The organism is Shouchella tritolerans (genome assembly GCF_025770735.1).
GTDB lineage: Bacteria > Bacillota > Bacilli > Bacillales > Bacillaceae_D > Shouchella > Shouchella tritolerans.
Map to the genome: position 1 here is coordinate 1 of NZ_JAODPB010000001.1, position 18,703 is coordinate 18,703.

16 protein-coding genes and 1 rRNA gene are annotated in these 18,703 nt (G+C 44.2%); 7 read left to right on the plus strand and 10 right to left on the minus strand.

Annotation, left to right across the window (positions count from 1 at the left end; genetic code table 11):
* The 10 genes from N6H06_RS00005 to dnaA all read right to left on the minus strand — a co-directional run.
* Positions 1 to 216: ribosomal RNA gene (locus N6H06_RS00005) — 16S ribosomal RNA — on the minus strand; the annotation flags it as partial.
* A gap of 296 nt (positions 217 to 512) precedes the next feature.
* Positions 513 to 1,112: an undecaprenyl-diphosphatase gene (locus tag N6H06_RS00010; protein WP_062744596.1), complete on the minus strand. Its 600-nt coding sequence runs from the start codon at positions 1,110 to 1,112 to the stop codon at positions 513 to 515.
* A 296-nt stretch (positions 1,113 to 1,408) separates the two neighbouring features.
* The gene (locus N6H06_RS00015) at positions 1,409 to 2,389 is read right to left on the minus strand and encodes a glucose 1-dehydrogenase (protein ID WP_062744598.1); all 981 of its coding nucleotides are present in this window, start codon (positions 2,387 to 2,389) and stop codon (positions 1,409 to 1,411) included.
* Positions 2,390 to 2,756: 367 nt separating this feature from the next.
* Positions 2,757 to 5,249 carry a DNA gyrase subunit A gene (gene gyrA, locus N6H06_RS00020; protein ID WP_062744599.1) on the minus strand — a complete coding sequence of 831 codons (2,493 nt, stop codon included), beginning with the start codon at positions 5,247 to 5,249 and terminating at the stop codon, positions 2,757 to 2,759.
* Positions 5,250 to 5,297: 48 nt separating this feature from the next.
* Positions 5,298 to 7,223 carry a DNA topoisomerase (ATP-hydrolyzing) subunit B gene (gene gyrB / locus N6H06_RS00025; protein WP_062744601.1) on the minus strand — a complete coding sequence of 642 codons (1,926 nt, stop codon included), beginning with the start codon at positions 7,221 to 7,223 and terminating at the stop codon, positions 5,298 to 5,300.
* Positions 7,224 to 7,248: 25 nt separating this feature from the next.
* Positions 7,249 to 7,545 (minus strand): extracellular matrix regulator RemB, encoded by a 297-nt coding sequence (gene remB / locus N6H06_RS00030; RefSeq protein ID WP_062744604.1) that lies wholly within the window; start codon positions 7,543 to 7,545, stop codon positions 7,249 to 7,251.
* Between the two features lie 3 nt (positions 7,546 to 7,548).
* Positions 7,549 to 8,667 (minus strand): DNA replication/repair protein RecF, encoded by a 1,119-nt coding sequence (gene recF / locus N6H06_RS00035; protein ID WP_062744605.1) that lies wholly within the window; start codon positions 8,665 to 8,667, stop codon positions 7,549 to 7,551.
* A 2-nt stretch (positions 8,668 to 8,669) separates the two neighbouring features.
* Positions 8,670 to 8,927: a S4 domain-containing protein YaaA gene (yaaA, locus tag N6H06_RS00040; RefSeq protein WP_062744607.1), complete on the minus strand. Its 258-nt coding sequence runs from the start codon at positions 8,925 to 8,927 to the stop codon at positions 8,670 to 8,672.
* A 125-nt stretch (positions 8,928 to 9,052) separates the two neighbouring features.
* Positions 9,053 to 10,195 (minus strand): DNA polymerase III subunit beta, encoded by a 1,143-nt coding sequence (dnaN, locus tag N6H06_RS00045; protein WP_263705350.1) that lies wholly within the window; start codon positions 10,193 to 10,195, stop codon positions 9,053 to 9,055.
* Between the two features lie 168 nt (positions 10,196 to 10,363).
* Positions 10,364 to 11,719, minus strand: a complete 1,356-nt coding sequence (gene dnaA, locus N6H06_RS00050; RefSeq protein WP_062744611.1) for a chromosomal replication initiator protein DnaA — start codon at positions 11,717 to 11,719, stop codon at positions 10,364 to 10,366.
* Positions 11,720 to 12,249: 530 nt separating this feature from the next.
* Here dnaA and rpmH point away from each other — a divergent pair.
* The 7 genes from rpmH to rsmG all read left to right on the plus strand — a co-directional run bounded on the left by rpmH (position 12,250) and on the right by rsmG (position 18,623).
* Positions 12,250 to 12,387 (plus strand): 50S ribosomal protein L34, encoded by a 138-nt coding sequence (rpmH, locus tag N6H06_RS00055; protein WP_062744613.1) that lies wholly within the window; start codon positions 12,250 to 12,252, stop codon positions 12,385 to 12,387.
* A gap of 64 nt (positions 12,388 to 12,451) precedes the next feature.
* Positions 12,452 to 12,817: a ribonuclease P protein component gene (gene rnpA, locus N6H06_RS00060; RefSeq protein ID WP_062746512.1), complete on the plus strand. Its 366-nt coding sequence runs from the start codon at positions 12,452 to 12,454 to the stop codon at positions 12,815 to 12,817.
* 28 nt (positions 12,818 to 12,845) lie between these two features.
* On the plus strand, positions 12,846 to 13,700 hold the full coding sequence (yidC, locus tag N6H06_RS00065) for a membrane protein insertase YidC (RefSeq protein ID WP_213028962.1): 855 nt from the start codon (positions 12,846 to 12,848) through the stop codon (positions 13,698 to 13,700).
* Between the two features lie 15 nt (positions 13,701 to 13,715).
* Positions 13,716 to 14,348, plus strand: a complete 633-nt coding sequence (gene jag, locus N6H06_RS00070) for an RNA-binding cell elongation regulator Jag/EloR (RefSeq protein ID WP_263705351.1) — start codon at positions 13,716 to 13,718, stop codon at positions 14,346 to 14,348.
* A 223-nt stretch (positions 14,349 to 14,571) separates the two neighbouring features.
* Positions 14,572 to 15,948, plus strand: coding sequence for a tRNA uridine-5-carboxymethylaminomethyl(34) synthesis GTPase MnmE (gene mnmE, locus N6H06_RS00075; RefSeq protein WP_062744618.1), 1,377 nt, complete (start codon positions 14,572 to 14,574; stop codon positions 15,946 to 15,948).
* Positions 15,949 to 16,009: 61 nt separating this feature from the next.
* Positions 16,010 to 17,899 carry a tRNA uridine-5-carboxymethylaminomethyl(34) synthesis enzyme MnmG gene (gene mnmG, locus N6H06_RS00080; protein WP_263705352.1) on the plus strand — a complete coding sequence of 630 codons (1,890 nt, stop codon included), beginning with the start codon at positions 16,010 to 16,012 and terminating at the stop codon, positions 17,897 to 17,899.
* A 10-nt stretch (positions 17,900 to 17,909) separates the two neighbouring features.
* Positions 17,910 to 18,623 carry a 16S rRNA (guanine(527)-N(7))-methyltransferase RsmG gene (rsmG, locus tag N6H06_RS00085; RefSeq protein WP_062744621.1) on the plus strand — a complete coding sequence of 238 codons (714 nt, stop codon included), beginning with the start codon at positions 17,910 to 17,912 and terminating at the stop codon, positions 18,621 to 18,623.
* Positions 18,624 to 18,703 lie beyond the last annotated feature (80 nt).

An 18,703-nucleotide genomic window follows, 5' to 3' on the forward strand; every position in this document is an offset into this window, starting at 1 on the left:
AGCCATCTTTCACCCTCTCTCCAGGTGGAGAAAGGGATTATCCGGTATTAGCTCCGGTTTCCCGGAGTTATCCCAGTCTAAGGGGCAGGTTGCCCACGTGTTACTCACCCGTCCGCCGCTAACGTCCGGGAGCAAGCTCCCTTCTGTCCGCTCGACTTGCATGTATTAGGCACGCCGCCAGCGTTCGTCCTGAGCCAGGATCAAACTCTCCGTTAAAAAGTTTGACTTGCTCATTGCACAACCAAAGTTGTGGCTCACTATCATTCATTGACGAGATACCTTGTATCTCTTTTACGCTTGGCTTTTGTTCAGTTTTCAAAGGACTCGTTTGCGCCGTTCTCTCTTGGCGACTCAATTAATATATCATATTTGTTAAATAGCGTCAACTATTTCAGGAAAATAATTTGTGGTTTTTTAAAGTAATGCTTGTAAACTATAAAAGACGGCCTTAGCTGTACTTAGTTGGAACTGGCCGTCCGTATAGTTACTTCTCAATATCTTAATATCTTAGCTTATAATTCTTTAGATTTTTCCCTAGTAGGTAAAAACTGTTGTTCCCGTTTTTCATAAAACCATAGTAATTTCCTTACAAATTTAAGACGAGGGACCATAAAAGAAACCATTAAAGCTGAAACGATACTAATTAGCGCCCCAACTAAGACATCTGCAGGATAGTGGACACCCACCCAAATACGAGAAAGGCCAACAAAAAAAGCAACCGTCATCCATATGTAACTCCATCTTTTTCGATATATGCAGAAAGTTGTACAAAACGCAAAGAATAAAATGGTATGGTCACTCGGAAAGGAATTATCTACTGCTTTCTCTATTAATTGATTTACATTAGACAATTCCGCAAAGGGTTGATTATTTGCATGTAATTTCCCAGCAATTTTCCCGATAACCTCGGCAACAATAAAGGCTATAATAGCCGAAATTATCATCATCCTATTTTCCCTTATCCTGGTAAACCAGAATATTAAAACAATTAAAGCAAGAACAAAAACCATATATTCAGCTATAAATATAAAAGTATCGTTTAGATATGTATGTTCTTTACCAAAATCATTAATTAGTCTAAACAAATCAACATTCATTTGAAATAAATCCATGATTTATGCCTCTCCTTGAATTTTATATTGATATAGGAGAAGTATAAGCCATGTGTTGTTAGTTAATAATCGATTTTCCTTACGTAAACCTTACAATTATGCAATACTACTCTTACAATTATGTAATAAAATTTAAGTTATTTTTTTCTTACACTATTTTGCTTCTTCGTTTAATGACATATCTATCTAAAAAAGAGACCGTTGTTTTCAACATCCTCCAACAGTCCCCATAAAATTTAGTTTAATGTATTCATGCAGCTCGTACAGTTTCCTAGACTAGACAGGAAGCTTTTGCTTTATGAATTCGTCGATTGCCCGCCATCTACATGGAGAACTTGCCCTGTCACAAACCGGGAATCATCAGATGCCAAATAGACGTAAGTCGGCGCTAATTCAAATGGCTGCCCTACCCGGTTAAAGACATTGTCTCCTGGAAGGGCATTATTGTCAGCGGAGAAACTAGCGGGAATGAGCGGTGTCCATATTTTCCCTGGAGCAACGGCGTTTACACGGATCCCTTTATCGCCAATTTGTTTGGCAAGTGCACGGGTCCATCCGACAATCGCCCCTTTTGTCGCCGTATAATCAACAAGCTGAGGCTCTCCGACATAGGTAACGACCGATGTCGTTCCAATAATGGAACTGCCTGCCTTTAAATGTGGAAGAGCGGCACGTGTTAAATAAAAGTGGGAGTAAAAATTGACTTTAAATGTATGGTCAAACTGTTCATCGGTAATATCGACAATGGAGTGTTGTGGAAATTGGATGCCAACGTTATTGCAAAGAATATCGATTTTCCCAAATGCTTCGAGCGTTTTCGCAACAATTGTTTCACACATCTGCTTTTCACTAACATCGCCAGGCACAAGCAAACAATGTTGCCCCAATTCCTCAATTCGTTTTTTCGTGCGCTGGGCATCTTCATGTTCATCCAAATAGCTAATCACCACATCTGCGCCTTCTTTGGCAAAAGCAATTGCTGCCGCAGCGCCGATGCCGCTGTCGCCACCAGTGATGATTGCCGTTTTCCCTGTTAATTTTCCACTTCCTTGTACATTCGGGTTTTCAATGATTGGTTTTGGTACCATTAAACGTTCAACGCCAGGGTGCTTTAATTGCCTTTGTTCTGGAGCAGCCAGTGGAATGTCTTCGTAACGGGTAATTTTTCCGTAGTATGGATATTGGGGATAGGGTTTTGTTTGCTTATGGCGTTCAAACCAGTCTTGTAGCGCTTTTATTTCCTTTTCCTTAAAGTCGCCGTCATTTTTGCTTGCCATTTGCCTCTCCTCCATCCCTTTTTAGCTATTACCACCGTATGTATAGGCAGGCGCCGTGGTGCCCGTCTTCGCTAAAAAAGGATAGGCTCATAAATAAAATGCTTGCGTACAGTAAAGAAAAAGGGGTGTTTTCGCTTGTATACATTTTATCCTGAAGTAACTTTGCTATTGGATAAGGACCTCAATCAAAAAGAACGGATGTTTTATTTAAAGGACTCTTGGCTTGTCCCTAAAATCGGTCCTCGCCCGCCTTTTTACGCCTATCCTCGTTATGGGCCTTCCTACCCCATTATTTAAGTAAACGTTTCAGGTTTACACGAAAAAAAACCAGCTAGCTCAATACGATGCTAACTGGTTTTTTGCTTTTTTATTCTGCGGCCTCATCTGATGTCGGTTGCTCTGGCTCATCATCGTCTTCTAAGTCATCGACTTCGTCGTCGTTAATGTTCACACGGGCGACTGTCGCTACTTCTTCTCCTTCGCCGACTCGAATCAACGTCACGCCTTGAGTATTTCGGCCAGTCGTCGAAATGCCGTCTACGTTGGTGCGAATAATTATCCCATTGGCGGTAACAATCATAATGTCATCTTCGTCAGCCACCATTTTCAAAGAGACAAGAGGGCCGTTTTTATCGGTAATGTTGCATGTTTTAATTCCTTTGCCGCCGCGACTTTGGACTCGGTATTCCTCAAGTGGCGTCCGTTTGCCGTAGCCTTTCTCGGTAACGACGAGAACGCTTTGGTTTTCATCAACTACGTCCATGCCGACAACCCCGTCATTTTCAGAGAGCGTAATGCCTTTGACACCGCCTGCGGTACGTCCCATTAGGCGGACATCTGTTTCTGGAAAACGGATTGCCATTCCCTGTTTCGTCCCGATCATGACTTCACGGTTGCCATCGGTTAAGCGTACGCCATGGAGCGAATCGCCTTCCCTTAAATTGATCGCGAATAAACCACCTTTACGGATATTCGCAAATGCAGACAACTTTGTTCGTTTGGCGATGCCATGCTCTGTTACGAAAAACAAATACGAGTCGTCATCAAAGCATTCAATCGGGATGACTGTACTAATCGCTTCGCCTGGATCAAACGGTAACAAATTAATCGCAGGAATGCCTTTTGCTGTTCGACCTAGTTCAGGGATTTCATACCCTTTTAAGCGATAGGCTTTCCCTTTGTTCGTAAAGACTAACACAGTATGGTGCGTGTTGGTCGTAAACAAGTGTTGGACAAAGTCGTCATCGTTCGTACCCATGCCCTGTACACCTTTCCCGCCGCGTTTTTGAGCACGGTATGTGGAAATAGGTAGGCGTTTAATATAGCCATTATGGGTAATGGTAATAACGATATTTTGCCGTGGAATTAAATCCTCATCTTCCAAATGTTCTTCGCTCGCCGAAATGACCGTCCGCCGTTCGTCATTAAATTTCTCTTTAATGGCAAGGATTTCTTCTTGGATGACGGCAATGACTTTCTCGTCACTAGCCAAAATGGCACGGAGTTCAGCAATTCGCGCCAACACGTCGTTGTATTCTTGTTCAAGCTTATCCCGTTCCAAACCAGTTAACCGTTGCAAACGCATATCGAGAATCGCTTGTGCTTGGTCATAGCTGAGTTCGAATCGCTCGATTAAGCCGTTTCTAGCGATTTCTGCTGTTTCCGAACCACGGATTAAGGCAATAATTTCATCAATATGGTCAAGGGCAATGCGCAATCCTTCCAAAATGTGGGCACGGGCTTCCGCTTTGTTTAGGTCAAACTGAGTGCGCCTGCGGATCACTTCTACTTGGTGAGCCAAATATTGTTCCAGCGTCTGTTTCAAGTTTAAGACTTCGGGCCGGCCGTTCACAAGGGCAAGCATATTAATGCCAAAGCTTGTTTGCAAGGCTGTCTGTTTAAACAAATTGTTCAAAATGACGTTAGGATTTGCGTCTCTACGCACATCGATGACAATGTTCATGCCATTGCGGTCCGAAGAATCACGCAGTTCAGTAATGCCATCAATTTTCTTGTCACGCACTAGTTCCGCGATTTTTTCAATCAGACGCGCTTTATTGACTTGGTATGGCAGTTCCGTGACGATAATCGACTGTTTGCCTTTGTTTTCGACAATTTCCGTTTTAGCCCGTACGGTAATCGAGCCTCGTCCTGTTGAATAGGCTTTGCGTATGCCAGAGCGGCCGAGGATCTCGCCGCCAGTTGGAAAATCAGGGCCTGGAATATATTCCATTAACTCAGGAATACTAATGTCAGGATTTTTTGCTAAAGCGAGTACTCCGTCAATCACTTCGCCTAATTGATGTGGCGGGATATTGGTTGCCATCCCGACTGCAATCCCCGACGTGCCATTGACGAGCAAATTCGGAAAACGGGAAGGCAGCACTTTCGGTTCTCGCTCAGTGCCGTCATAGTTATCGATAAAATCAACGGTATCTTTGTTTAAATCTCGGACTAGCTCCATTGATATTTTGGACATTTTTGATTCTGTATAACGCATCGCCGCAGCAGAGTCGCCATCAATGGAACCAAAGTTGCCATGCCCGTTGACGAGCATATAACGATAACTAAAATCTTGTGCCATTCGTACCATTGCGTCATATACAGAAGTATCGCCGTGTGGGTGGTACTTCCCAAGCACTTCGCCTACGATCCGCGCCGACTTTTTATATGGTTTGTCTGGTGTCATCCCAAGCTCAAACATGGCATACAGAATACGGCGATGCACGGGCTTCATGCCATCTCTTACGTCTGGCAGCGCCCGGCTGACAATGACGCTCATCGCGTAATCGATGAACGATTCTTTCATTTCCTCGTCTATTTGTCTTTCTCTTAGTCTTGGTACATCTTCTTCAGCCATTCCGTAAACCTCCAGGGCAGCTGGCAATGATTTGCGTCAGCCGTTCTTCTACACATCCAAATTTTTCACGTAATGTGCATTTTCTTGAATAAAATCGCGCCTTGGCTCCACTCGGTCGCCCATGAGAATTTCAAAAATCTCATCTGCTTTGATCGCATCAGCGAGAGTCACTTGGAGCATATTGCGAACCTGTGGGTCCATCGTTGTTTCCCACAGTTGGCCAGCGTTCATTTCGCCAAGACCTTTGTAGCGTTGGACGCTCACTTTGCTGCGGTCTGCCACAGTTGCTAAATGCTCATCAAGCTCCCGGTCAGAATAAACATACGTTACATTGTTTTTTCCTTGCTCAATTTTATAAAGAGGCGGTTGAGCAATGTACACATAGCCATTTTCAAGGAGTTCGCGCATATAGCGATAGAAAAACGTTAAGATCAATGTCCGGATATGGGCGCCGTCTACATCAGCATCCGTCATGATGACGATTTTATGGTAACGTGCTTTTGAAATATCAAATTCATCACCAATTCCCGTGCCAATTGCCGTGATGATCATCCGTATTTCATTGTTTGCTAAAATTTTGTCCAGACGGGCTTTTTCTACGTTAAGAATTTTCCCGCGGAGAGGAAGAATCGCTTGGAAATGGGGATCTCGGCCCCCTTTTGCCGAACCACCGGCAGAATCACCCTCAACGATAAACAATTCGCTAATCGACGCATCTTTTGATGTACAGTCGGTTAGTTTTCCAGGAAGCGAGCTTACCTCTAAAGCGCTTTTCCGCCGTGTCAGCTCACGGGCTTTTTTAGCAGCCTCGCGGGCACGGGAAGCCATCAATCCTTTATCGACAATCTTACGGGCGACTCCTGGATTCTCAGACAGGAACCTAGAAAAACTTTCGCTGAATAAAGAGTCGGTAATCGTGCGTGCTTCGCTGTTTCCTAGCTTTGTTTTCGTTTGACCTTCAAACTGGGGCTCAGGAATTTTGACGGAAATGATCGCTGTCAGTCCTTCACGGACATCCTCGCCACTTAAATTTGGATCGTTTTCTTTAAACAGCCCATTTTTGCGGGCGTAATCATTAATAACGCGCGTCAGGCCTGTTTTAAAGCCTGATTCATGCGTGCCTCCTTCATGGGTATTAATGTTATTCGCGAAGGAGTAAATGCTGCTCGTAAATCCGTCATTGTATTGGACCGCTACTTCAACGGAAATGCCATCTTTTTCGCTTTCCACGTAAATCGGCTCTTCATGGAGCGTTTCTTTTGAACGGTTGAGGTGTTTGACAAACGACGAAATCCCACCCTCGTAATGGTAGGTGGCCTTTTTGCCGTCCTCTGTTCGTTTGTCCTCAATTTTGATCGTTAGCCCTTTGTTTAAAAAAGCCAACTCGCGAATGCGGGTAGCAAGTGTTTCATAATCAAATTCAACCGTCTCCCGGAAAATCTCCGGGTCTGGCTGGAACGTAATAATCGTGCCCGTTTTATCGGTTTCGCCTATGACGGTCAAATCAGCATCGGGAATACCGCGGCTATAAGATTGGCTATGGATTTTCCCGTCTAAATGGACATTGACCGTTAAATGTGTCGACAACGCGTTGACGACGGAAGCACCAACTCCATGAAGGCCGCCTGACACTTTATAACCGCCACCGCCAAATTTCCCTCCAGCATGAAGGGTAGTCATAATCACCTCGACCGCCGGACGCCCCATTTTTTCTTGAATACCGACTGGAATGCCACGGCCATTATCCTCAACCGTCAGGGCATTTCCTTCCTCGATCGTTACTTTAATTTCATCGCAAAAACCAGCCATCGCTTCGTCAATGCTGTTGTCGACAATTTCCCATACTAGATGGTGCAGCCCTCTTTGGCTCGTCGACCCGATATACATGCCGGGGCGCTTGCGCACGGCTTCAAGCCCTTCTAAAACTTGAATTTGGCTTTCATCGTATGTTTGATTTTGCTCATTTACCAACATTCTTCACCTTCTCATCAGGGATCGTCTACTCACTATCGCTTAAAAGCGCCTCCCCCAATTCATCATTTAGCAATTCCAATCCATCAGACATGGACCGGCGTTTTAACGTCTGCGATGAAACCGGGGAAAAATAGATGCAAGTATCGGTTACAATGACACTTTTCACTGAATCTTCTGATGCAATTTTTTTGCAATCGTGTTTCGTATCCCATTCGTGTAAAAAAACGGCTGTATCTTTTGCCAGTTCACCCTCTGCATAGGGCAAGATTGCGATAATTTGTGTGGCTGGCAAAATGACATCTCCACCGATGTGAATATACATACTTTACTCCAATCGTTTCACTGTGCCTTGATCTACGGAAAAGAGGCAAGCTTCAGCCAACACGCCATCGTCGAGTCCGCTTGTGGAAGTTGTCGTTACAAATGTTTGCACACGTGCCTGAATAGCCTCTAACAGATGCGATTGCCGATAATTGTCTAGTTCAGACAGTACATCGTCCAAGAGCAAAATCGGGTAATCGCCAATCTCCGCATAGATTAAATCGATTTCAGCTAGTTTGACAGACAGCGCCGTCGTCCTTTGTTGTCCTTGTGAGCCGTAGGATTGGACATCTAAACCATTGACAGAGAAAGAAACGTCATCACGGTGGGGCCCAAACAACGTTGTCCCCCTGCGTACCTCTGTTTCCCTTTTCGTTTCGTACGCTTTAAATAAGTCTTCTTTTATTTTCGACATATTCTCTATGTCTGATACCTCAATTGACGGGATATAGGAAAGAGTGAGCACTTCTTTACCGCGGCTAATGGATTGATGGATTGGCGTGGCCCAGTCTTCGAGCCGGCTAATAAATTCAGCCCGCTTTTTCATGACAAATGCCGCTTTGTCAATCAGCTGTTCGGTCAAGACATCAACCATTGCGTAATTTTGCGAGCGTTTTTGTTGCATATTTTTCAAGAGCACATTCCGTTGCTTTAAGATTTTCCCGTACAAGGAGAGGTTGTTTAAATAGACTGGGCTGATCTGGCCAAGCTCCATGTCGATAAAGCGGCGCCTGACTTGCGGGCTGCCTTTTACTAAGTCAAGGTCTTCAGGAGCGAACATGACGACATTCAGCGTCCCTACATAGTCGCTGAGGCGGCGCTGTTCAAGGCCGTTAATCTTCCCTTTTTTCCCTTTAGCCGACAAAATGATATCCAATTCGACCTCGCCTGTACGTTTTTCGGCTTTCGCGTGAATTCGTGCGAACGGCTCTTCAAAGCGAATCATTTCTTTGTCTTTTTGGGTGCGATGGGATTTGGCTAGTGATACCACATAAATCGCTTCCAGCAAGTTTGTCTTCCCCTGGGCATTTTCGCCGACAAAGACATTGATTTTTTCGCCAAAAACGACAGCCGTTTTGCTGTAATTACGGTAAGAGGACAGCTCAAGCGTGTGGATAATCATCGTTATTCCTTTCCAACAATCGTCAATGTGCGCCCGTCGGCCAATTCAATCACATCCCCGTTTCGTAATTTGCGGCCGCGCCGGTTTTCTTCTTCGCTATTCACGCGCGGGGTGTGCTCGCTTAAATACCATTTTGCCATGCCTCCCGTATCAATAGCGCCAATTTCCTTCAAGAGCTGGCCAAGGGTAATATACTCCGTTCCAATTCGTATTTGTTCCAAGGTATACCTCACAATCGGCTGGACGAAGGAAGACAGCATACTTTGCGAGAATGCTGCCTTTTTCGTTAGCCATATAGGTTTTCTTCCAAATCTCGTTTGTCCATCTTTTCTTATATTGTACTAAACGTTTGCACTGTTAGCCAACCTTTTTTCGCCCTAGTACTTTAATACGTTCTGACTGGCGAGAATAAATGCAAGTAGTGGTCTGAATCAATCGGACGAATAACGAAGGGGCTCATTGCACCTGTCAAAAAGATTTGGACTTCATCGCTGTCAACCACTTTCAAAGCATCAAGGATATTTTTCCCATTAAACGAAATCCGTATTTCATCCCCTTCAAATTGGTCAGTGGCCATTTTTTCCGTCACTTTTCCAATCTCTTGTGATGTTGACGTAATTTCAATTTGGTTGTCGCCAAGTGTTTTGACATTAATGACATTGTTTTTTGCTTCCCTTGACAACAACATTGCCCGTTCAAGCGTATGGACCAATTCTTTTGTTTTTACGACAAAGGACGTTTTGAACTGAGTCGGTATCATGCTCGACGTTACCGGATACTTCCCTTCAAGCAGTCTTGAGAAAAACAACAAGTTTCCGAGTTTGAAAAGGATCTGATTCTCGGTTACAACAATTTCAGCCAAATCGCTTGTATCCTCCAAAATCTTGCTCAACTCTTGCAAGCTTTTTCCTGGGATAACGACATTTTTAAATTCTAGTCCCTCTTCTTGGCTGTCTATCTTTGTTTTCCGCATCGCCAACCGATGGCTATCTGTTGCAGTACAGATAAGTTCCCCATTTTCCGTTTCAATGTTTACACCTGTCAACACGGGACGTGTTTCTTGAGTGGACACAGCAAATACGGTTTGGCGAATGATGTTGCGCAACATATCTTGTGGCAAGCTAAAAATCAAGTCTTCCTTCAGTTGTGGCAGACGAGGATATTCCTCTGGATCAAGGCCGTTTAACGTAAAAACAGAAGAGTCAGAGCGAATGGTCGCTGCAAATTGGTCATGGACTTGGATTTCAATCGTTTCTCCAGGCAGTTTTTTAACAATCTCAGCAAAGTATTTTGATTGCAACACGATGCTTCCTGCTTGTTCGATTTGAACAATTTCACGTTCGTTTTCTTCTTTTGGGATAAACGATTCAATCGATAAGTCCGAGTCGCTCCCAGTAAGCGTTAAGCCATTTGCATCAGCAACCAATTTAATTCCCGTTAAAATCGGGATCGTTGTTCTTGATGAAACGGCTTTTGCAACATGTTGGACATCGTGAACCATCCGATTCCGTTCAATAATGACATGCATAATAAGAAACTCCTTTTCATAAATCTATATATAAGTCTTTTAATGTCGTAGTAATAGTACTAGGGCTTGTGCATTTGTGGATAAGTGAGCGAAATGCGTAAAGAGACAGCCTATTCACATGTGGGTAGTTTGTGGATAGGCTTGTTTCTGTTATACACATGTTCACATCTACTGACGCAGCTGCTCGGTAATAGCTTGCACTTTTTGCTGTAATTCCTGGTCAGTGGCAAGCAGCTTTGAAATCTTTTCATGAGCATGGATGACGGTTGTATGATCGCGGCCGCCAAATTCACTGCCGATTTTAGGCAACGAGGCGTCTGTCATTTCTCGGGATAAGTACATCGCTATTTGACGTGGGAAAGCGACTGATTTAGTTCGTTTCTTTGCTTTGAAATCTTCGAGTTTTACTTGGAAGTGTTCGCCGACAAGCTTTTGGATGTCTGTGATCGTAAGCGTTTTAGGCATCGCATTTGGAATGATGTCTTTTAATGCTTCAGCAGCAAGATCAGCATTCATATCTTGGTTAATTAAAGAAGAATAGGCAACAACACGGATCAGCGCACCTTCTAGCTCACGAATGTTCGTATCAATCTGGTTGGCAATGTAAAGCATCACTTCATTAGGGATATCCAAGTTTTCTGCCTTCGCTTTTTTGCGCAAGATGGCAATACGCGTTTCCAAATCAGGCGGCGTTATATCGGTAATCAGGCCCCACTCAAAACGGGAGCGTAATCGGTCTTCCAGAGTCGGTATCTCTTTTGGAGGGCGGTCGCTTGAAATAACGATCTGCTTTGATTCTTCATGCAATGCATTAAAGGTATGGAAAAATTCTTCCTGTGTTTGGATTTTGCCAGCAATAAATTGGATGTCGTCAATGAGCAGTACATCAACATTGCGGTATTTGTTACGAAAATGAACAGCCTTGTTGTCTCGGATCGCGTTAATAAATTCATTTGTAAATTTTTCAGATGACAAATACACAACTTTCGCATTTGGGTTATGTTCCATTACATAATGGCCAATCGCATGCATTAAGTGGGTTTTTCCTAGGCCGACTCCTCCATAGATAAACAGAGGGTTATAGGCTCTTGCTGGAGCTTCCGCAACGGCTAATGAAGCTGCATGGGCAAAACGATTTCCAGATCCAATGACAAATGTATTAAACGTGTATTTGTCGTTAAGCATCGTTTGAGACAGTGTTGATTGGCCAGCTCCATCTTTTTCCGGCGGTGTCTGAGGTGTTTGTTCAGGTAATGCTTCCTCTTCTTGGTTATGTTGAGGAATAACAAACTTTGGCGCCAATCGCGCACCTGTAAGCTGTTCAATAATGTCGGACGTCAGCCCTGAGTAATGGTCTTCCAGCCAGTCACGGGCAAACTCATTTGGCGCAGTGACAATGATCGTGTCGTTATTTTGGAGCGCGTTTGCTTTTGTTGCTCTTAGCCACGTTTCATAACTAGGTTTGCTTACTTTCTTTTTCATTTCTTCAAGCACTTTGTTCCACAGATCATCAATATTTTCCAAAAAAACCCCTCCCTTATTGCGACATAAATAAGCTGTACAACATTTGTACAACATCTAAAATCAACACGAATAATTATGCGTGCACTGCATAGTTGTGTATAGTAATTATTATAGTAGAAAAACGGAAATCCCCCTTATGCAGTACGTTGTGGATAAGAACGCCAACAGAAATAAAAAACCTGTCCACAACCTTACCCACAGGCTGTGGACAGGTTTTTTGATTAAGTCAATGTCCACGAAGGAAAACAACTTAATCATAGCAAAAATAACTAGATACCGCAATGGTTCTATGTACTTATCCACAAAACCCTGTATCTAGTGTTTTGTAGTTGTCCACAACACTAGATATGTGCAAAGGGTTGTCGATAACTTGTAGACAAGAAAAAATGGAGCGCGGATTTTATCCACAATTGTCGAAAAGAGGGAGAAACAGTAGCCAATTGAACTATCTCTTGACAGAGGTAGTCTGTTGTCTATATAATTTTTTAGAGTGTCTTACAGAGATACAATCCTCGAAGGAGGTGGAATAAATGGGAAAACCAACGTTCCAACCAAATAACCGCAAACGCAAAAAGAATCATGGCTTCCGTGCCCGCATGGCGACAAAAAACGGGCGTAAAGTGATTGCGCGCCGCCGTCAAAAAGGAAGAAAAGTATTGTCTGCATAGACCACTGGCGCCAGTGGTCTTTTTCAAGTATGGGGAGCATTGCAGGCGAGAGGTCGTGGTCAGATTGAAAAAAGAGCAACGAATTAAAAAGAACCGAGAGTTTTCAGCGGTCTTTAAAAAAGGGACTTCAATGGCGAATCGGCAGTTTGTTTTATATGTGTTGCCAAAAGAGGGACAAGACCGTTTCCGACTCGGCCTGTCCGTTTCAAAGCGTGTCGGGAATGCCGTTTGTCGAAATCGGATCAAGCGCCTTGTTCGCGTCGCTTTTCAGGAACTTGAAGGACGGCTTCGGCCAGACTGTGACTATGTAGTGATCGCGCGAAATCAAGCACGGGATCTTTCCTTTAAAGAAGTACGGAGCAGTTTGGAGCATGTTATGAAAAAAGCGAAAGTATTGGCCCCTTTATATGGAAGTAGTAAAGAAAGATAGCTGATTGGTGGGAGGATGTCCGAGTTTGATGAAAAAAACAGGCTGGCTAATTGTACTGGCGAGCATGCTGTTGTTTTTATCCGGCTGCTTTAGCGTCAATGAGCCCGTTACGGCTGACAGCGAAGGGATATGGAATTCGTTTTTTGTGTATCCGTTATCACAGCTTATTATCCTGATTGCCGGCTGGGTCAGTAGCTATGGCTGGGCGATTATTGTTGTAACGGTTCTGTTTCGGATCGTGCTTTTGCCATTAATGGTCAAGCAGACGAAAAGCATGAAAGCAATGCAGCAACTACAGCCCGAAATGCAAAAGCTCCGCGAAAAGTACAGTGCAAAAGATAAGAACACGCAGTTGCAGTTAAATACAGAAATGCAGAAGTTGTTTTCCGAGCATAAAGTGAACCCATTTGCTGGTTGTTTGCCTTTGCTTGTGCAAATGCCGATTTTCCTGGCGATTTACCACGCGATTATGCGGACGCCTAATTTTCAAGGAGAATCGTTTGCTTGGTTTGTTCTAAATAACCCAGACCCCTATTTTATCTTACCTGTTTTGGCATGTATTTTAACGTTTGTCCAGCAAAAAATGATGATGGTACAAGACAATCCGCAAATGAAAATTTTGTTGTATGCAATGCCGATTATGATTTTGGTGGTTGGTATTTTCCTTCCTGCCGCTGTCATTTTGTACTGGGTTGTCGGAAACATTTTCATGATCTTGCAAACCTATTTTATTACCGGACCAAATGCTGGCAAACGGGGCCTCGAAGCAACTGTGCAGACAGCCGCTGCTTCAAAAGCGAAAGGAAACCAAGGTAGCCAACAGAAAAACAACAAGAAAAAGCCAAATAAGAAAAAGAAAAAGCCGAAGAAAAAACGTAAATAAGAAAGGGGATTAAAAGTGGCGCATACGTTCAAAGGTCGGACGGTGGAAGAAGCAGTTGCCAATGCAGTGCAGCATTTGGATACTACGGAAGAACATTTAGTCTATGAAGTCATCGAACAACCACAAAAAGGGTTTTTCGGTTTGTTTGGCGGAAAACCAGCTGTAATTAAAGCACATGTGCCGCCAAGATCTGCAGACGTTGCCCGCTCCTTTCTTGAAGAAACCATTTCTTTAATGGGATTAAAAGCCGAACTTTCTGTTGAGCAAGTAGGCAAAGAAGCGTTTTTTTCGTTGCATACAGAAGAAAAGGATCAAGGGCGTTTGATTGGGCGCAAAGGGCAGACGCTCGACTCCTTAGAGTATTTAACGAATTTGGCTGCTTCCCATTCGCCTAGCACGGATTTCGTCAAAGTCCGCCTCGATGCCGGAGGCTACCGGCACAAACGGGAAGAAACGCTTAAGCAGCTCGCATTGCGAATCAGCCACAAGGCAAAAGCGACAAAGGAACCGATTGTTCTTGAGCCAATGCCAGCTCGTGAACGAAAAGTCATCCATACAACTTTGGCAAACGAAGCCGGTGTGCAAACCTATTCGCAAGGCGAAGGAGCAAAACGGCATATTGTGGTTGAGCCGAAGCAATCAGACTGAGACGAGGAGTGCAGGCGAAGGAAGATGCGAATAGAACGGGTGTTTATGAGCATATGACTGGGGCAAACGACGACGCATGCGAGCGTTTGTCTACAGTCTGAAAGGAAGCAAATGCTTCCTTTTTCTTGTTGCTAAAAAAGCAGCCAATTTCAGGCGATAGCTTTTCACGTTTTCCTGTGCTATGCTTATATGTTGAAGATACTGCCTTAAGGAGGTGAAAACGATGGAAATGGATACAATTGCAGCAATATCGACGGCACTTGGAGAAGGGGCGATTGGGATTGTCCGGCTGAGCGGAGATCAAGCAATTGCGATTGGCGATAAATTGTTTAAAGGGACAAAGCGTTTAGAAGACACGCCGAGTCACACGATTGTGTATGGCCATTTAATGGATGATGCTAGTGAGGAAACGATTGAGGAAGCGATGGTCACGGTTATGAGAGCGCCGAGGACCTATACACGTGAAGACATTGTGGAAATCAATTGCCACGGTGGGCTTGTGTCTGTGAACCGTGTGCTTCAAGCTGTGCTGGCAAAGGGAGCTCGATTGGCTGAGCCGGGAGAATTCACAAAGCGCGCTTTCTTGAATGGCCGTATTGATTTGTCGCAAGCTGAAGGAGTCATCGACTTAATCCGTTCAAAAACAGACCGGGCAATGAATGTCGCGTTGCGTCAAGTGGAAGGGCGTTTGTCCAAAAAAATTGGCAAATTGCGGCAAGATCTTTTAGAAACGATTGCTTCTATTGAGGTCAATATTGATTATCCAGAGTATGATGCGGAGACAATGACAGCTACGCTTATAAACGAAAAATTGACTATTGTTTTAGCAGAAATTGAAGCGTTACTCGCGACTGCAAAACAAGGGAAAGTGTTACGGGAAGGGCTCGCCACCGCTATCATTGGCAGGCCAAATGTTGGCAAGTCCAGTTTGATGAACAGCCTCGTCCATGAAGCAAAAGCGATTGTGACCGATATACCTGGAACGACGAGAGACACGCTTGAAGAGTATGTCAATGTCCGCGGCGTTCCTCTTCGCCTTATTGATACAGCTGGTATTCGGGAAACGGAAGACATTGTTGAGCGAATTGGCGTTGAACGGTCTCGGCAAGCGCTCAAAGAAGCCGACTTGATCTTGCTTGTTTTAAACTACGCAGAAGAGCTTTCAAAAGAGGATGAAGCTTTATTCGAAGCGGTTAAAGGACTGGATGTTGTCGTGATCGTCAATAAAATCGACCAAACAGGGCGGATTGATATGGAGCGTGTCCGCCAACTGGCAGAAGATAGGCCAGTCGTGGCGACTTCCTTCCTCCAGGAAGAAGGAGTCGACCAACTAGAAGAAGCGATTAGTAGCTTGTTTTTTGCTGGCGGAGTGGAAGGTGCTGATTTGACGTATGTGTCAAATGCCCGTCATATTGGCTTGCTGAACCAAGCAAAAGCTCATGCTGAAGAGGCGATTGCTGCTAGTTTAACAGATGTTCCTGTTGATTTGATTCAAATTGATGTGACACGGACGTGGGAATTATTAGGCGAAATTATTGGAGAAGATGTCCAAGATAGTTTAATTGACCAGTTGTTTTCGCAATTTTGTTTAGGAAAATAAACACATTTTTTTGTGTAGAAAGGAAGGTAGGCTGCTAGGCAATTTAGCAGCCGCAGCCCATATGAGTTACCAAGGTGGAACGTTTGACGTTATTGTCATCGGCGCAGGGCATGCGGGCGTAGAAGCTGGCCTTGCTGCTGCGAGAATGGGCGCAAACACGCTCATGTTGACGTTGAATCTAGATGCAGTTGCATTTATGCCGTGCAACCCTTCTGTTGGAGGGCCGGCTAAAGGCATTGTTGTCCGTGAAATTGATGCTCTTGGCGGAGAAATGGGACGGAATATTGATAAAACCCATATTCAAATGAGAATGCTTAACACGGGGAAAGGCCCAGCTGTTCGAGCACTGAGGGCGCAAGCGGATAAATTCCGTTATCAACAAGAGATGAAACGGACGATTGAAGAGCAAGAAAATCTGCTTCTTCGCCAAGGAATGGTGGACCGTTTAATTATCGAAGAAGGAGAGTGCCGCGGCGTTATTACGAACACAGGGGCACAATATCGGGCCAAAGCAGTTGTTGTTACAACAGGCACGTATTTGCGCGGAAAAATTATATTGGGAGAGCTTTCTTATGAGTCTGGGCCGAACAATATGCAACCAAGCATTAAGCTGTCAGACCACTTGAAAGAGCTCGGTTTCGACATGGTTCGCTTTAAAACAGGAACGCCTCCTCGTGTCCATGGGAATACGATTGATTACAAGAAAACAGAAATTCAGCCTGGAGATGACAAACCTCGCGCTTTTTCGTATGAGACGACAAAATTCATTACAGACCAGCTGCCGTGCTGGTTAACGTATACGAGCGAAAATACTCATCAAATTATTTCTGCTAACCTTGGACGTTCCCCTATGTATTCCGGTATGATAGAAGGGACAGGACCAAGGTACTGCCCTTCGATTGAGGATAAAATTGTTCGTTTTAGCGATAAGCCAAGACATCAGATTTTCCTGGAGCCGGAAGGGCGCGATACAAGTGAAGTCTATGTACAAGGGTTGTCGACAAGTCTGCCAGAAGATGTCCAATTGTCGATGCTTAAAACGATTCCTGGCTTAGAAGAAGTCCGAATGATGCGGCCTGGCTATGCGATTGAATATGACGCGATCGTGCCAACACAACTATGGCCAACATTAGAAACGAAAAAAATTAGCGGGTTGTTTACGGCGGGGCAAATCAATGGAACATCTGGCTATGAAGAAGCAGCCGGACAAGGGATTATCGCTGGCATTAATGCGGCCCAAAAGGCATTTGGCAAAGAAGGCGTGATTTTAGATCGTTCAGAGGCTTACATTGGCGTGTTGATTGACGACCTTGTAACCAAAGGGACGAATGAACCATACCGCTTGCTGACATCACGGGCTGAGTTTCGCTTAATTCTTCGCCATGACAATGCCGATTTGCGTTTGACGGAAAAAGGCTACGAGTTAGGATTAATTTCTGAAGAACGCTATTCCCGCTTTAAAGCAAAACAAGAAGCGATTGAACAGGAAAAACAACGAATTTCTGACCTGGTTGTAAAACCGTCAGACCAAGTCAACCAACTACTTGAACGTTTAGGTTCAAGGCCGATGACGGAAGCTTTAAAAGCGACAGCGGTGTTAAAACGGCCAGAAATGACTTACGACCATTTCCTGAAAATCATTCCGCGGCCAGACGTGGAGCTTGATGAAGAGGTATATGAACAAGTTGAAATTCAAATCAAATACGAGGGTTATATTGAGAAACAGTGGCAACAAATTGAACGCTTGAAAAAGATGGAACGAAAACGAATTCCTGAGGATCTTGATTATGATGCAATCCAAGGAATAGCGACAGAAGCGCGGCAAAAACTAAAACAAGTTCGGCCTCTTTCAGTAGGCCAGGCTTCCCGTGTTTCAGGCGTAAACCCAGCAGATATTTCGATTCTGCTTGTATATCTCGAACAAGGGCGGCTGGCAAAAACATCATCGTAAGGAGGAGCAGATGGGCGAAGAATTTTTCTCCTCGTTATTAGCGGAACAAAAAATCGTCTTATCGTCCACTCAGCACGAGCAGTTCAAGCGCTATTTTGAACTGCTCGTTGAGTGGAACGAAAAGATGAATTTGACTGCTATTACCGAAAAAAAGGATGTATACTTAAAACATTTTTATGATTCAATCACGCCGAGTTTTTACTACCCGTTTACTGACCAAAAAATTGTTGATATCGGCGCTGGGGCTGGGTTTCCAAGCTTGCCGCTTAAAATCCTTTATCCCGACTTGCAAATTTCGATTATCGATTCTCTAAATAAGCGAATTGGGTTTTTAACCCATTTGGCTAATGAACTGGAATTAACAGGCGTTTCTTTTTACCATGACCGGGCGGAAATGGCCGGAAAAAGCAAGCTTCACCGTGAAGTTTATGATGTTGCAATCGCCAGGGCAGTCGCACGTATGTCCGTTTTAAGTGAACTTTGTTTGCCTTTTGTGAAAGTAGGCGGTGATTTTATAGCCTTAAAAGGGGCTGGCAGCAATGAAGAAGTGGCTGAAGGAAAAAAAGCGATTGCTGTTTTAGGCGGAGAACTTTCCGCTAGCCATTCATTCCAACTGCCGATTGAACATAGCGAAAGGCAAATTGTACAGATAAAAAAGGCGAAAGCAACGCCAAATAAGTATCCTCGCAAGCCTGGGGTGCCCAATAAGCAGCCAATCACGTGAAGTGTTCCACGTGAAACATATGTGAATTTCCAATGAGAAAAGGAATGCTGCGAATATATGTCGAATCAATTCAAATGGTT

Bases quoted from the DNA above. Each gene is read 5' to 3' on its own strand.
- remB (WP_062744604.1), bottom strand. From the start codon at position 7,545: ATGTATATTCACATCGGTGGAGATGTCATTTTGCCAGCCACACAAATT.
- dnaN (WP_263705350.1), bottom strand. From the start codon at position 10,195: ATGCATGTCATTATTGAACGGAATCGGATGGTTCACGATGTCCAACAT.
- rpmH (WP_062744613.1), top strand. From the start codon at position 12,250: ATGGGAAAACCAACGTTCCAACCAAATAACCGCAAACGCAAAAAGAAT.
- mnmE (WP_062744618.1), top strand. From the start codon at position 14,572: ATGGAAATGGATACAATTGCAGCAATATCGACGGCACTTGGAGAAGGG.
- rsmG (WP_062744621.1), top strand. From the start codon at position 17,910: ATGGGCGAAGAATTTTTCTCCTCGTTATTAGCGGAACAAAAAATCGTC.
- N6H06_RS00010 (WP_062744596.1), bottom strand. From the start codon at position 1,112: ATGGATTTATTTCAAATGAATGTTGATTTGTTTAGACTAATTAATGAT.
- gyrB (WP_062744601.1), bottom strand. From the start codon at position 7,223: ATGTTGGTAAATGAGCAAAATCAAACATACGATGAAAGCCAAATTCAA.
- mnmG (WP_263705352.1), top strand. From the start codon at position 16,010: ATGAGTTACCAAGGTGGAACGTTTGACGTTATTGTCATCGGCGCAGGG.
- recF (WP_062744605.1), bottom strand. From the start codon at position 8,667: ATGATTATCCACACGCTTGAGCTGTCCTCTTACCGTAATTACAGCAAA.
- gyrA (WP_062744599.1), bottom strand. From the start codon at position 5,249: ATGGCTGAAGAAGATGTACCAAGACTAAGAGAAAGACAAATAGACGAG.
- yaaA (WP_062744607.1), bottom strand. From the start codon at position 8,927: ATGCTGTCTTCCTTCGTCCAGCCGATTGTGAGGTATACCTTGGAACAA.
- yidC (WP_213028962.1), top strand. From the start codon at position 12,846: ATGAAAAAAACAGGCTGGCTAATTGTACTGGCGAGCATGCTGTTGTTT.
- N6H06_RS00015 (WP_062744598.1), bottom strand. From the start codon at position 2,389: ATGGCAAGCAAAAATGACGGCGACTTTAAGGAAAAGGAAATAAAAGCG.